This is a genomic window from Pseudomonas sp. PDM24, from assembly GCF_019218905.1.
Classification (GTDB): domain Bacteria; phylum Pseudomonadota; class Gammaproteobacteria; order Pseudomonadales; family Pseudomonadaceae; genus Aquipseudomonas.
In genome coordinates this window covers 65144-79859 of the sequence record NZ_JAHUWR010000002.1, presented here as the reverse complement: position 1 = coordinate 79859, position 14716 = coordinate 65144, and the positions used below count along the sequence as shown (strand labels likewise).

The 14716-nt window shown below is 59.2% G+C and carries 12 protein-coding genes; 4 read left to right on the top strand and 8 right to left on the bottom strand.

What is annotated here, in order from left to right; genetic code table 11:
• The first annotated feature begins 34 nt into the window (after positions 1–34).
• Entirely contained in the window at positions 35–1831 is a 1797-nt protein-coding gene (locus KW837_RS08240) for an acyl-CoA dehydrogenase C-terminal domain-containing protein (RefSeq protein ID WP_218395208.1), read from the top strand.
• A gap of 267 nt (positions 1832–2098) precedes the next feature.
• Positions 2099–3877 carry an acyl-CoA dehydrogenase C-terminal domain-containing protein gene (locus tag KW837_RS08235; protein ID WP_218395207.1) on the top strand — a complete coding sequence of 593 codons (1779 nt, stop codon included), beginning with the start codon at positions 2099–2101 and terminating at the stop codon, positions 3875–3877.
• A 227-nt stretch (positions 3878–4104) separates the two neighbouring features.
• Here the strand turns inward: KW837_RS08235 and KW837_RS08230 are convergent, their stop codons facing one another.
• On the bottom strand, positions 4105–5034 hold the full coding sequence (locus KW837_RS08230; RefSeq protein ID WP_218395206.1) for a LysR family transcriptional regulator: 930 nt from the start codon (positions 5032–5034) through the stop codon (positions 4105–4107).
• Between the two features lie 169 nt (positions 5035–5203).
• Here KW837_RS08230 and KW837_RS08225 point away from each other — a divergent pair, with 169 nt between their 5' ends.
• Positions 5204–6487: an aspartate aminotransferase family protein gene (locus KW837_RS08225; protein WP_218395205.1), complete on the top strand. Its 1284-nt coding sequence runs from the start codon at positions 5204–5206 to the stop codon at positions 6485–6487.
• A 201-nt stretch (positions 6488–6688) separates the two neighbouring features.
• Complete coding sequence (locus KW837_RS08220; RefSeq protein WP_007904205.1) at positions 6689–6847, top strand: YqaE/Pmp3 family membrane protein; 159 nt, start codon at positions 6689–6691, stop codon at positions 6845–6847.
• Positions 6848–6935: 88 nt separating this feature from the next.
• Here KW837_RS08220 and KW837_RS08215 read toward each other — a convergent pair whose 3' ends face one another.
• The 7 genes from KW837_RS08215 to pqqF all read right to left on the bottom strand — a co-directional run bounded on the left by KW837_RS08215 (position 6936) and on the right by pqqF (position 14701).
• Positions 6936–8768: a S9 family peptidase gene (locus KW837_RS08215; protein WP_218395204.1), complete on the bottom strand. Its 1833-nt coding sequence runs from the start codon at positions 8766–8768 to the stop codon at positions 6936–6938.
• Positions 8734–9870: a pyrroloquinoline quinone biosynthesis protein PqqE gene (pqqE, locus tag KW837_RS08210; RefSeq protein ID WP_185022154.1), complete on the bottom strand. Its 1137-nt coding sequence runs from the start codon at positions 9868–9870 to the stop codon at positions 8734–8736. Before pqqE ends, KW837_RS08215 begins: the two co-directional genes overlap by 35 nt.
• Positions 9871–9880: 10 nt before the next feature.
• Positions 9881–10156 (bottom strand): pyrroloquinoline quinone biosynthesis peptide chaperone PqqD, encoded by a 276-nt coding sequence (pqqD, locus tag KW837_RS08205; protein ID WP_123497358.1) that lies wholly within the window; start codon positions 10154–10156, stop codon positions 9881–9883.
• Complete coding sequence (pqqC, locus tag KW837_RS08200) at positions 10153–10905, bottom strand: pyrroloquinoline-quinone synthase PqqC (protein ID WP_123497360.1); 753 nt, start codon at positions 10903–10905, stop codon at positions 10153–10155. Before pqqC ends, pqqD begins: the two co-directional genes overlap by 4 nt.
• A gap of 130 nt (positions 10906–11035) precedes the next feature.
• Positions 11036–11947 (bottom strand): pyrroloquinoline quinone biosynthesis protein PqqB, encoded by a 912-nt coding sequence (gene pqqB / locus KW837_RS08195; RefSeq protein WP_123497362.1) that lies wholly within the window; start codon positions 11945–11947, stop codon positions 11036–11038.
• Between the two features lie 84 nt (positions 11948–12031).
• On the bottom strand, positions 12032–12106 hold the full coding sequence (gene pqqA, locus KW837_RS08190; RefSeq protein WP_009045898.1) for a pyrroloquinoline quinone precursor peptide PqqA: 75 nt from the start codon (positions 12104–12106) through the stop codon (positions 12032–12034).
• Positions 12107–12262: 156 nt separating this feature from the next.
• Entirely contained in the window at positions 12263–14701 is a 2439-nt protein-coding gene (gene pqqF / locus KW837_RS08185) for a pyrroloquinoline quinone biosynthesis protein PqqF (protein ID WP_218395203.1), read from the bottom strand.
• Positions 14702–14716 lie beyond the last annotated feature (15 nt).

The following is a 14716-nucleotide window of genomic DNA, read 5'->3' as shown; positions in this document are numbered from 1 at the left end:
TAGGTTTGAGCAATCTGCTGCCGGAGAAATGACCATGCCCGAGTACAAAGCTCCCCTGCGCGACATGCGCTTTCTGATCGACCACGTCTTCGATTTCCACCGCAACTACGCCGCTCTCGGGGCTACCGATGCCAGCCCGGACATGATCAATGCGATCCTCGAAGAAGGCGCGAAATTCTGTGAGAACGTTCTCGCACCGCTGAACCGAAGCGGCGACGAGGAAGGCTGCCATTTCGACAACGGCGTGGTCACAACGCCTACAGGTTTCAAGCAGGCTTTCGCACAGTACGTGGAAGGCGGCTGGCATGGTCTGGCGGCGGATCCGGTTTACGGCGGCCAGGGTTTGCCAAGCTCTTTGGGTTTGGTCATCAGTGAAATGGTCGGTTCCAGCAACACCTCCTGGGGCATGTACCCCGGCCTGACTCACGGTGCGATGTCGGCGATTCATGCCCATGGCACCGAAGAACAGAAACAGACCTACCTGAGCAAGCTCACCGCTGGCCAATGGACCGGTACCATGTGCTTGACCGAAGCCCATTGCGGCACCGATCTGGGCATCATCAAGACCCGCGCCGTGCCTCAGGCCGATGGCAGTTACGCGATCTCCGGCAGCAAGATTTTCATTTCCGCCGGCGAACACGACATGAGTGACAACATCATCCATCTGGTGCTGGCCAAACTGCCGGACGCTCCTGCCGGTACCAAGGGCATTTCGCTGTTTATCGTTCCTAAATACCTACCCGATGCCGAGGGCGAGGCGGGTGAGCGCAATGGTGTTTCCTGCGGCTCGATCGAACACAAAATGGGCATCAAGGCCTCGGCCACCTGTGTGCTGAATTTCGACGACGCGAAGGGATTCTTGATCGGTGAGCCGAACAAGGGCCTGAACTGCATGTTCACCATGATGAACCACGCGCGGCTCGGCACCGGCATGCAAGGTCTGTGTCTGGGTGAGGCAAGTTTCCAGGGCGCGATCAAATACGCCAACGACCGCCTGCAAATGCGCTCGCTGACCGGCCCGAAAGCACCGGAAAAAGTCGCCGACCCGATCATCGTTCATCCCGATGTGCGCAGGATGTTGCTGACCATGAAGGCCTTCAATGAAGGCAACCGGGCGCTGACTTATTTCACCGCGCAGTTGCTGGACGTCGCTCATCTGAGCCCGGATGAAACGGCGCGTCAGGAGGCCGAAGATCTATTGGCATTCCTGACGCCGATCTGCAAAGCCTTCATGACCGACACCGGGCTGGAGGTGACCAACCTCGGCATGCAGGTGTTTGGCGGCCACGGTTTCATTCGTGAGTGGGGCATGGAGCAGCTGGTTCGCGACTGCCGGATCGCGCCGATCTACGAAGGCACCAACGGCATTCAGGCGCTGGATCTGCTTGGGCGAAAAGTCCTTGGCAGTCAGGGAAAACTGCTGCGCGGCTTCACTAAAATCGTCCACAAGTTCTGTGCAGCAAACGCTGAACATCCGCAACTCGCCAGCTATATGGCGCAACTCAATGGTCTGAATCAGCAGTGGGGCGAGTTGACCACCAAGGTCGGCATGGCCGCGATGAAAAATCCGGATGAAGTCGGTGCCGCCTCGGTGGATTACCTGATGTACAGCGGCTATATCATCCTCGGCTACCTGTGGCTACGCATGGCGTTGGTGGCTCAGGCGCAGTTGGAGGCGGGCGGCGGCGATGCCGATTACTGCCGGGGCAAGCTGGCGACCAGCGAGTTTTACTTCAAGCGTTTGCTGCCACGTACGGCTGCTCATCGGGCGGCCATCGAGGCGGGCAGCGATTGCCTGATGAAGCTGCCGGCAGAGTTGTTTGCGCTCTGACGGTTACCCGAAAAGCTTCGCGGGCAAGCCTCGCTCCTACAGGTCGTGTCGTACGCATTTAACGTGAACGACATAGAACCGTAGGAGCGAGGCTTGCCCGCGAATGCGTTCTGGCAGGCGAGAACGATCTCAGCTGAAAGGCTGGTGACTAAAAATAACAAAACGGTCATGGGCTGACCCTATGTGTCGTAAAAGTTGTTGAGGTACACTCGGACACAACGAAATCACATTCTACGAACCACCTGTTTAGATCTTGCGAGGTTTGCCATGGCTGACTACAAAGCGCCCCTGCGCGATATGCGCTTCGTCCTCAATGAAGTTTTCGAGGTCGCCAAACTCTGGGCCGAATTGCCTGCGCTGGCCGAGACCGTCGATGCGGAAACGGTCGAAGCCATTCTCGAAGAAGCCGGCAAGGTCACCAGCAAAAGCATCGCGCCCCTGAGCCGTGCAGCTGACGAAGAAGGCTGCCACTGGGCCGACGGTGCCGTCACCACCCCAGCCGGTTTCCCACAGGCTTATCAGACTTACGCTGAAGGCGGTTGGGTTGGTGTCGGTGGTGATCCGACCTACGGCGGCATGGGCATGCCCAAGGCGGTTTCGGCGCAGGTCGAAGAAATGGTCAACTCTGCGAGCCTGTCGTTCGGTCTGTACCCGATGCTGACCGCCGGCGCCTGCCTGTCGATCAACGCCCACGCCAGCGAAGAGCTGAAAGCGGCGTACCTGCCAAACATGTACGCCGGTGTATGGGCCGGTTCCATGTGCCTGACCGAGCCGCACGCCGGTACTGACCTGGGGATTATCCGCACCAAGGCCGAGCCTCAGGCCGACGGTTCCTACAAAGTCAGCGGCACCAAAATCTTCATCACCGGCGGCGAGCACGACCTGACCGAGAACATCATCCACCTGGTACTGGCCAAACTGCCGGACGCGCCAGCGGGACCGAAAGGCATCTCTTTGTTCCTGGTGCCGAAGTTCATGGTCAATGCCGATGGCAGCCTGGGCGCACGTAACCCGGCGAACTGCGGTTCGATCGAACACAAGATGGGCATCCAGGCGTCCGCGACCTGCGTGATGAACTTCGACGAAGCCGTAGGTTACCTGGTCGGCGAGTCGAACAAAGGCCTGGCGGCGATGTTCACCATGATGAACTACGAGCGTCTGGGCGTCGGCATCCAGGGCCTGGCCACTGGCGAGCGCTCGTACCAGAACGCTATCGAATATGCTCGTGACCGTCTGCAAAGCCGCTCGCCGACCGGCGCGCAAAACAAAGACAAGGTCGCTGACCCGATCATCGTCCACCCGGACGTGCGTCGCATGCTGCTGACCATGAAAGCCTCGAACGAAGGCGGCCGTGCTTTCTCGACTTACGTGGCGATGCAGCTGGACACCGCCAAGTTCAGCGAAGACGCCACCACCCGCAAGCGCGCAGAAGACCTGGTTGCACTGCTGACGCCGGTGGCCAAGGCATTCCTGACCGACCTGGGTCTGGAAACCACGGTTCACGGCCAGCAGGTGTTTGGCGGTCACGGCTACATCCGTGAATGGGGCCAGGAGCAACTGGTGCGCGACGTTCGTATTACGCAAATCTACGAAGGCACCAACGGTATTCAGGCGCTGGACCTTGTAGGACGCAAAATAGTCGGCAGCGGCGGGGCGTTTTACAATCTGTTCGCTGATGAGATTCGTCATTTCATCGGGACAGCCAGTGCTGACCTGGCGGAGTTCACCCAGCCGCTGAATGATGCGGTGGACACCCTCGACGAACTGACCGCCTGGTTGCTGGACCGGGCGAAAAACAACCCGAACGAGATCGGTGCGGCGTCGGTGGAGTATCTGCAAGCATTCGGCTACATGGCCTACGCCTACATGTGGGCACTGATGGCCAAGGCAGCCTTCGGTAAAGAAGCGCAGGACGAATTCTATGCGAGCAAACTCGGCACGGCGCGGTTCTATTTCGCACGTCTACTGCCGCGTATTCACTCATTGAGCGCGTCGGTAAAGGCAGGCAGCGAATCGCTGTTCCTGCTGGACGCAGGACAATTCTGATCCTTTGACGTTATGTAAGCATTCTCTTACATAACGTGCTGCTGTTTTCCCATAGGCGAAGATTGGATCCAGAGCTAATCTACTTCACATGGACGTCGCGCAGGAAGCGCAAAGCAACAACACGGACACGTAGGATTCTGCCAGGACGGCGGAGTGAAATGGATGTCAGGGAAACAGTCTGCAAAGCCCCGCTTCGGCGGGGTTTTCTTTTGCCTGGAAAAAAGTGCTCAGCTCAACCCGTCCAGTGTCGCCGGGCCATTCAAGTGGTCATCTGGCCCATTTATCACTTCTTCCAGCAATGTCCGCAACAACGTCAGCGAAGCCTGTTGCCGCTGCACATCCCGACACACCAATCCGACTTTCAGCGGCACCCGCGGCTCGCTCAGTGGTTTCCACAGCAAGGCCTGATCGCCATGGGTCTTTTGCGAGCGCCCAGGCAGAACCGTCGCCAGTCGCGTGTGCGGCAGGCTGTCGAGAATCCCCGCCATGTTGTTCAGCTCAGCCTGCACTTGGGGGCGACGTCCCAGATTGGCTAATTGTGCCTGCCAGATCTGCCTCACTTGGAACTCTTCACCCAGTAGCAACATCGGTAACTCGGCGGCCTGGCTCATAGAGACTTTCTTGAATTCGCGCAACGGGTGGTCCGCCGGGATGACAAGGGTCAGTTCATCTTCGTACAACTGCACGCCGTGCAAACCCGGCTGACGGGGCGGCAGGTAGCTGATGCCGATGTCCAGTGAACCATTGAGTAGCCGCCGCTCGATTTCCAGGCCGGTCAGTTCATAGATCTGCACCACCAAATGTGGCTGTGCCTTGCGCACGCGTTCGAGCATTTGCGGCACGAGGCTGGAGTGGACGGTCTGCAGTACGCCGATGGCCAAGGTTCGTAGCGCCTTTCCCTTGAAGTTGCCCAAGGCTTCGCGTGCGCGCTGCAGGCCATCGAGCAAGGGCAGAGCATGGTTGTACAGCGTATGGGCAGCCAGAGTGGGCAGCAGACGTTTGCTGCTGCGCTCGAACAGGCTCACATCGAGGTTTTTTTCGAGTTGGCGAATCTGCTGGGACAACGCTGGTTGGGAGATTGAAAGTCGCTCGCCGGCCCGGCCGACGTGGCCTTCTTCGTAGACCGCGACGAAATAACGCAGTTGCTTGAAATCCATAAGTAATACTTATCGAAAATGCTGGAAAATCGAAATGGCTCAGTGCCTTGCCTAAGCCTAGTCTAACCACATTCACAGGGCTTACAGGGCCATAGCGCACGATGAATACCGTTTACGACGATGGTGTTTACATAGGCAAGACAGAAAACCTCAAACGAGGTTTTATCCAATGAATCTGTTCAACCTGCGACGCAAAACACCGAGCCTTGATGACCTGGCAATGGACACCTCCCTGTCGTCCAGAAGCGACAACTTAACCAGCGAGTGCCTGATGCCCAGTGTCGAACGGCCGAAACAGATTTTCGTGCGGGGCCAAGGCTCATGGCTGTGGGACAGCGATGACCGCGCTTATCTTGATTTCTCACAGGGTGGCGGCGCCAATAGCCTTGGACATAGCCCTTCGGCACTGGTCAAAGCCATTTCGGAACAGGCTCAGTTGTTGATCAACCCAGGTTTCAGTTTGCATAACCGTGGCATGCTCAACCTCACGGAACGGCTCTGTACCAGCACCGGCAGTGACCAGGCGCACCTGCTCAACAGTGGCAGCGAAGCCTGTGAAGCAGCGATCAAGTTGGCGCGCAAATGGGGTCAGCGACATCGCGGCGGTGCTTCGAGGATCATTGTTGCCAGTAAAGGTTGTCATGGCCGTAGTCTCGGGACGATTTCAGCGTCGGACAGTTCCAATCTGATCAACCGATTCGAGCCACAACTGCCGGGCTTCAGTCATGTTCCGTTCAATGACCTGCCGGCGTTGCATGCGGCCGTGGACGCCCAGACTGTCGCAATCATGCTCGAGCCGATCCAGAGCGAGGCCGGAGTGATTCCCGCCACCGAACACTACCTCAAAGGTGTCGAGCGCCTGTGTCGTGAGCTTGGCATCTTGCTGATACTCGACGAAGTGCAAACCGGCATCGGTCGCTGCGGCAGCTTGCTCGCCGAACAGTCCTACGGCGTGCGGGCAGATATCGTCGTGCTCGGCAAAGGACTTGGCGGTGGCGTGCCATTGGCGGCATTGCTGGCGCGAGGCAAGGCCTGTTGTTTCGAAGTCGGCGAACTGACCGGCACGCATCACGGCAATGCGCTGATGAGTGCTGCCGGTCTTGTCGTCCTCGACAATGTGCAGGACAAGGGCCATCTCGATCATGTGCGCGAGGTCGGTCAGCATCTGCGTGAAGGCTTGAGTCGTCTGGCTCATCGCTACGGTCACGGTGAGTTGCGCGGGCAAGGACTGCTCTGGGGTCTTGATCTGTCCGACGATTCGGCTGAGGCCGTAGTCAAGGCTGCGCTGTACGAAGGATTGCTGCTCAACGCCCCGCAACCCGATTGCTTGCGCTTTACCCCAGCCCTCACCGTTAGCAAGGCCAATATCGACGAAATGCTCCTGCGCCTGGCCCGTGCCTTCTCCCGCGTACGCACCGCGCAACTGCAGTGCCGGAAAGGTATTGCGGTCTGATCAGACCCGTCCTACACGAATTCTCGAACCGTCTCGCGGTATAACGCATCGCCCTACGCCTGATTCTTTTGGCGTGGGGCGTTTTTTTGTCTTCCTTTGGAGGGAGGCAGTGATCGGAATTGACAACGGAACCCCGTAGAACGCCGCAGGTCGATTAGCTGTATGGTTTCACAAGAGCCAACTTCAATCAGGAGCTACCCCATGGACTTTATTCGAATCATCATAGCCATTCTGTTGCCGCCACTGGGTGTGTTTCTGCAAGTCGGTTTCGCTGGGGCGTTCTGGCTGAACATTCTGCTGACGTTGTGCGGTTACATTCCGGGGATCGTGCATGCGGTATACATCATCGCCAAGCGCTGAGTTTTGATGTGTCAGGTAAACAGCCTTCGCGGGCAAGCCTCTACGTTCTGTAGGAGCGAGGCTTGCCCGCGAAGGGCACGACGCGGTTTCAGCCCGCCAACTCCATCACCCGCCGATAAAACAACCACTCCTGTTCCAACGCATGGGCCTGATTGCCGGCCTTGCGAAAGCCATGGCGCTCGTCGGCGTAGTAATGCGCTTCGACCAGAATGCCGTTGTCCTGTAGCGCAGTGACCATGTCGCGGGTCTGTTGCGGCACCACCACGGCGTCCAGTTCACCCTGAAAGAAAATCACCGGAACGCTGATGTTGTTCGCGTGCAGCAATGGCGTGCGCGCGGCGTAGCGTTCGGCGTCCTGCACCGGGTCGCCGATCAACCAATCCAGATAATCACCTTCGAACTTGTGAGTGGCGTGGCCTAGCGCAACGGGATCGCTGACGCCATACAGGCTGGCACCCGCACGAAAGACCTTGTGAAAGGCTAGTGCGCACAACGTGGTGTACCCGCCGGCGCTGCCGCCGCGGATAAACGCCTTGTCGCCGTCGATCAGTCCCTGATCGGCTAGGTAGGCCACCACCGCACAGGCGTCTTCCACATCCACGTCACCCCAGCTCAGATGCAACGCCTGGCGATAAGCCCGGCCATAGCCGCTGCTGCCTCGGTAATTGAGGTCGGCCACGGCGAAGCCGCGTTGTGCCCAATACTGGATCCGCGGATCGAACATCGGGTAGCAGGCTGAAGTCGGGCCGCCGTGAATGAACACCACCAACGGCGGTTTCGTGTTGTTGGTCATCGCTGGGTAGAAAAAACCATGGGCCTCGCCCGAACCGCTTGGATAACGCAGGGTTTTCGGGCAGCTGATCTGTTCGGCTGGCAGCGGTGCGATACCGCCGGCCAGAACGTTGACCTGGCGTGTTTCACGGTCGATGGCAATGATTGCCGATGAACTGACCGGTGAAGCGGCGATGCAGTAGATGAACTGCTCATCCTGTGCGAGATGGCGGAAGCGGCTGTAGTCGCCAGTGAAATCGTCACGGGAACCATCGCCATGACAAAGCCCCAGTCGACCAAAACCACCTTCGGTCCAACTCGCCAGATAAGTGTCGTCGCCCAACGGCAACCAGGTGCAACCTCCCAGTTGCCAAGGCGCCGGTCCATGGTCGGCGGCAGCGCTTGGGAGTGGGCTCAAGCCGTTGCCGGACTCCACCCACGGCTGCCAGAAACCGCCGCGATCGGTCAGACAAAACAAACGGCTGCTGTCATCGAATCTAGGTTGTTGCAGTGACTCCTGGGCGCCGTCACCCGCCACACAGCGCGGTGGCGCAAAGGTGTGATCACTCTGGCGTTCGGCAACCATCAGGCGGGTAGCGGTCCAAGGCTGATCCGGACGGTTCCACTCGATCCAGGCCAGACGCTGACCGTCAGGACTCAAGGTCGGTGCCGAGTAGAAATCGGCACCTTCGGCCAGCAGATGACGTTGGCCGTCAGTCAGATTGATAGCCACCAGGCGATGTCGATCACGGTTCTCTTCCACCGCCAGCACCTGCCCGTTGGCGAAGTGCAAATCGCCGTAGCGGCATTCACTTGAAGTCAGGACCTCAGGTGCCTCACCCGTCAGCGATTGCCGATACAGCTGCTGGTCGGCCTCGTTGACGAAAACCAGCCCGTCATCGGTCAGACAAAACGCGCCGCCGCCATATTCGTACACCCGGCTGCGCACACTGAAGGTGGGCGGCGTCAGGCAACGAGCCTGGCCGTCGCGCCACTGCCAGATCCGGCAGGCGGCGTCCTCGGGGCGGTATTCGTTCCAGAACAGGCCATGTTGCCCGACCTGTAACTCGGCGAAGTCGATGCCGGCCGCGACAGCCTTGGCGGCGCTCAAGGGTTCAGCTTTTGGCGATGAGGCGTGAGTTTCGTTCATTGCGAAAGGCCAGTTGTTCAATGGTCTGGGTCGCGTGTTCGGCTTCTTCGCGGGCCTTGAGAATCACGCCGTGATGTTCCGACTTGCTGCACACCGGGTCGGCGTTGCTCGCGTCCCCCGTGAGCATGAACGCCTGACAGCGGCAGCCGCCGAAATCCTTTTCTTTCTCGTCGCAGGAACGGCACGGCTCGGGCATCCAGTCGTAGCCGCGAAAGCGGTTGAAACCGAACGAGTCGTACCAGATGTGCTGCATGCTGTGGTCGCGCACATTGGGAAACTGCACCGGCATCTGTCGGGCACCATGACAAGGCAGGGCGGTTCCGTCCGGCGTGACTGTCAGAAAAATACTGCCCCAGCCATTCATGCAGGCTTTCGGGCGTTCTTCGTAATAGTCCGGCGTAACGAAAATCAGCTTGCACGGATGCCCTTCGGCTTCCAGTTTGGCGCGGTATTCATTGGTGATGCGTTCGGCGCGAACCAATTGTTCTTTGGTCGGCAACAGGCCAACCCGATTGAGCTGGGCCCAGCCGTAGAACTGGCATGTCGCGAGTTCGACGAAGTCCGCTTCAAGGGCAATGCACAGCTCGATGATCCGGTCGATCTTGTCTATGTTGTGCCGATGGGTGACGAAGTTCAGCACCATCGGGTAGCCGTGAGCCTTCACCGCGCGAGCCATTTCGAGTTTCTGCGCGAAGGCTTTTTTTGAGCCGGCCAGCAGGTTATTCACTTGCTCGTCGCTGGCTTGAAAACTGATCTGGATGTGGTCCAGACCGGCCTTCTTGAAGTCGCTGATTTTCTGCTCGGTGAGGCCAATGCCCGAGGTGATCAGGTTGGTGTAGAAGCCCAGCTTGCGCGCCTCGGCGATCAGCTCGGCGAGGTCTTGGCGCACCAGCGGCTCACCACCGGAAAAGCCCAGCTGCGCCGCACCCATCTCCCGGGCTTCACGAAAGACTTTGAGCCACTGCTCGGTGGTCAATTCTTTGCCTTGCTCGGCGAAATCCAATGGATTGGAGCAGTACGGGCATTGCAGCGGGCAGCGATACGTCAGCTCGGCCAGCAACCACAGTGGCAGGCCGATTTCAGGCTTGGGCGGTAACTTGATTGACGTGGAGTCAGGCAAGTTCGATCCAGTGCTGAGCACGGGCGACCTCCATGAATTGCTCGATGTCTTCACCAAGCTCGGGCACGTCGGGGAATTGCGTGTTCAATTCGGCGATGATCGCCGCGACATCCCGCTGACCATCAATCAAACCGCCAATCAGCGCGGCGCTGTCGTTGAGTTTGATCATGCCTTCCGGGTAGAGCAGCACATGGCCTTTTTGTGCCGGCTCGTACTGAAAACGATAGCCTGGGCGCCAGGTCGGGGTTTTGCTGCGATCGAAACTCATACGATGATTCCTTTATGCCAGACCCGCTGTTCGGTCACGCTGTGGTAGGGCGGGCGGTTCAGTTCGTAGGCCATGCTCATGGCATCGAGCATGCTCCAAAGAATGTCCAGTTTGAACTGGAGAATTTCCAGCATGCGCTCCTGGCCTTCCCGCGTAGTGTAGTGCTGCAAAGTGATCGCCAGACCATGCTCCACATCCCGGCGCGCCTGGCCCAGACGCGTACGGAAATATTCGTAACCGGCCGGGTCGATCCACGGGTAATGCTGCGGCCAGCTGTCGAGGCGCGATTGGTGGATCTGCGGCGCGAACAGCTCGGTCAGCGAACTGCTGGCGGCTTCCTGCCAACGGGCCCGGCGGGCGAAGTTGACGTAGGCATCCACGGCAAAACGCACGCCGGGCAGCACCAGTTCCTGAGAGCGCAGTTGATCCGGGTCGAGGCCGACCGCTTGGCCAAGGCGTAGCCAGGCTTCGATGCCACCTTCTTCGCCGGGGGCGCCGTCATGGTCCAGCAAACGCTGAATCCACTCGCGACGAATCTCGCGGTCCGGGCAGTTGGCCAGAATCGCGGCATCCTTGAGTGGAATGTTCACCTGGTAATAGAAACGGTTGGCGACCCAGCCCTGGATCTGCTCGCGGGTCGCCCGGCCTTCATACATCGCCACGTGATACGGGTGATAGATGTGGTAGTAGGCACCCTTGGCGCGCAGGGCCGCTTCGAATTCGGCGGGGGACATTGCGGTGTCAGTCATTGCGGTTCTCCGGGGTACAACCGGTGGATTCTGGTGTATCTGGTGGGACGCCTTCGCGGGCAAGCCTCGCTCCTACAGGTCGGCGTTATCGCTCTGTAGGAGCGAGGCTTGCCCGCGAAGAGGCCATCCGCTACAACACAATACTCATGCCGTCATACGCCACTTCAACCTCGCGACGGGCCAGCTCCGCACGCTCTGGCGAATCCTCGTCGAGAATCGGGTTGGTGTTATTGATATGGATAAGCACTTTGCGCTGTTTGGGCAGCTGTTCCAGCACTTCGAGCATGCCGCCAGGGCCGTTCTGCGCCAGGTGGCCCATTTCCCGGCCAGTGCGGGTGCCGACGCCACGGCGCTGCATTTCGTCGTCGTCCCACATCGTGCCATCCACCAACAGGCAATCGCTGCTGGCCATGATCTTCAGCAGCGATATGTCGACCTTGCCCAGGCCCGGTGCATAGAACAGTTTGCCGCCGGTGCTCAGGTCTTCGACGATCAGGCCAATGTTGTCGCCCGGGTGCGGGTCGAACCGATGCGGCGAGTACGGTGGTGCGGCGCTACGCAGGGGCAGCGGGGTGAAGCGCAAGTTCGGGCAGGCCGGGACGGTGAAGCTCTGATCGAGTTCGATACGGTTCCAGTTCAACCCGCCATTCCAGTGAGTCAGCATGGTGAACAGAGGGAAACCGGTGCTCAGGTCTTCGTGGACCATGTCGGTGCACCACACCTGATGCGGGCAACCTTCGCGCAGGCTGAGCAGACCTGTGGTGTGATCGATCTGGCTGTCCATCAGAATGATTGCGCTGATGCCGGTGTCACGCAGCGCGCGGCCCGGCTGCATTGGCGCAAAACTCTGGAGCTGGGCGCGGATGTCCGGCGAAGCATTGCACAGCACCCAGTTCACGCCGTCATCGGAAATAGCGATGGACGACTGGGTACGTGCCTCGGCCCGCAGGCTGCCGTCGCGAAAACCTGCGCAGTTCACGCAGTTGCAGTTCCACTGGGGGAAACCGCCGCCGGCGGCGGAACCTAGAATCTGGACAAACATGGCCGCTCCATCATTGAAAGCTGAAAATAAAAACGCCCCGGCGAGCCGAGGCGTAGCACTGCATTCTCTACCAGACGGCAGAGCTTAGCGGCTTGCGAAGTACATGGTGACTTCGAAGCCGATACGCAGGTCGGTGTAAGCAGGTTTGGACCAGGACATAGAAGCGCTCCTTCAGGTGGATGGGACAGTTGAGACCTATACATATAGTCCACCTCCAGCTGGAGATGTTCAGATAGTTAGGTGGCTATGTTACTCAAAATTACAGAGCGATTGGCCACGAATCTTTGAGAAAGCTAATTGCAGCGCCGGTAATGATCATTTTGCCACTTGCCAAGGCGCCCCGGAACAAGGCCCGCTGGCCAGACAGCGCCATCCACCATCGGCCCGATTCAGTCGTTGTGCCGCCGCCAGCAAGGCTTCACGGTCGATCATCAGAATCGCCTGAGGCAGACGCTGCAGGTAATCAGACGAGTGGCCGGCCAGTTTGCCTTGCCAGAGCAGCTCGGCGGCCTGGGCGTTGGGCAGGGCGATGCTGTCGAATTGATCGGCCAGGGCTTGGCGCTGAGCGATGAAGGTCGCGTCATCGATGCGTTCGATCATCCCTTCCAGTTCGCTGAGGAACTGTTCGATGTGTTCCAGTAAATCCATGGGCGCGACGCTCGGCGATTGCACGCCAAACAGGAGCCCGGTCTGACCGTTTATCTGGCGTAGTCCGCTGAACACGGCATACCCAAGTTGCAACTCTACCCGGAGGCGCTGGTAGAACGGCGTCTGGCATACGTGCCCGAGCAAGCGCCAGGCGGCTTCATCGGCGATGTCATGGGTTGCTGTCGGACAGAAGAGTAGCAGCGCGTGTTCGCTGGAGCCGGTATCGACGGAGTTCCAGAGATGCTGCGAGCGAATCGACGGAGGCGGCGTCAGTTGACTATCCGCAGTGCCGGGAATACGACTCAAGGCAAGCCCCATCGCCGCTTGTGTCTGGGCAGACAGGCCTGTGGCCAGGCCATCCCAGCGTGCGCTCGACCAGAGTTGCTGTAGGTCATCTGAGGCTACGCTGTGCTCATGGCATAGATCGGGCAATGCTTTGAGAAGCTGTCGAATCGGCATCAATGCAACAGCCGCCGGCTCTTCCTGTGAGAAATCGGCATCAGGTTTTGTCAGTTCTTTCAGCGCATGTTCGAGGACTGTCGGCATCGGTTCCTGCAGCCCCGTCATTTTCAATAGCCATTCGTTGCCCGAAGCACTGAAGGAAAAGTCGACACCGGCCTGACGCGCATCTTCGCGCAGCAACCGCAGGTTGTTTTCCAGGTTCGACTGAAGGCGGCTGTGGGGTACGAACTCCAGGCGCCAGCGCAGATAAACCGCACCTTGATCGGTGTTGTCCGGCAATGCCTGACTGAACTGCATCGGCGATCGTTCACGGCGACTGCGTGAGCGATCCTGGGCAAAAGTCCGCAGGCCGCGGTGGGCGCTGGTCTGGCCGCGAATCAATCCGGCATTCGGGGCTGGCGTCTCGGCGCGCAAAAACGGGTTGGGAGTCGGCAGTTGCCATTGGCCGGTAAAGTTATCCACAGCGCCGATTTGTTCAAGGATTGCCTTGAGGGCGACAACGCCCTGTTCGGACAGTCCGAGTTCAAGCTGTTCGCTGTCTCGTCGGGCCAATTGCAGGGCGCTGCTGACTTGCTGTTGGCGCTGCAGCAGGGCTGCATACTCTTCGCGCAATTCGGCCCAATTCTGATGAGAGGCAAAAAAGCCCAGCCAATCCAGGAGCTGTTCGCGGATCATTTTGGCCGGTTGCGTGGCGTGGGCGGGCCGTGTGAGTTCGATGTGCAGCAAGGCTTGGCCTGCATAGTGATAGAGAGGCGTGGCTTTCAGGTTGTCCGCCAGCCCATGCTCTCGCAGCTGCGCCACCAGGCCGCCGGGTTTTTCGGCGTTCAGCCTATGGCACAGGAACGCCAGCGCTTCGGGCGATGAGTCGGGTAGCGCTTCGAAGGTGAACAGCAGATCCAGCCGACGTTCTCCAGCCTGTTGATAACTATTGTCTGAAGAATCCATCAACAGGGTGGGTTTTGTCTGAGGGACTTTCTCGCCGGAGGGAATAGCAACGGCAAACGCCTGTGCCATCCGCTTCAATTCATCGAGATTCTGTGGCCCGGCCAGACTCAGCGTCATCTGCCCGGTCTGGTAAAACCGCTGATAGAAGTCCTTCAGCGCTTGCTGAAATTCGGGCTGCGGTACCGGCAGGCTGTAACGGTTTCCCGCATGAAACGCCCGCAACGGATGAGCCGCCGAGAGCCCATCGAACAGCGCAAACTGCTGTTGGGCCGTCGCATCCCGCGACCAGGCGACAAATTCGGCGTGCAGAACTTCCCGTTCCCGCCGCTGATCGTCCGGATTCATACGCGGATGAGCGAGCATGTCTGACAGACGCTCCAGCCCACCCCTGAACGCCTGAGGTGGCAGCTCGAAAAAGAAGTCCGTCGTACGTTCGCTGGTTCGCGCATTCACCTGCCCGCCATGACCTTGTACGTAGGCCATCAACCCCTGCTCTGCGGGAAAGCGCTCTGTACCCAGGAACAGTAAATGCTCAAGAAAGTGCGCCAGCCCCGGCCAGGCCAGTGGCACGTCGTGACTGCCTGCAGCGACCCGCAACGCAGCGGCGCAACGCTTCAAATCCGGCGCATGACGCAACGTCACCCGCAGGCCGTTGGCGAGGGTTTCAGTATGAAGGCGAGGGTGATTCAGCGCAGGCATGAGCACTTCCAGAAC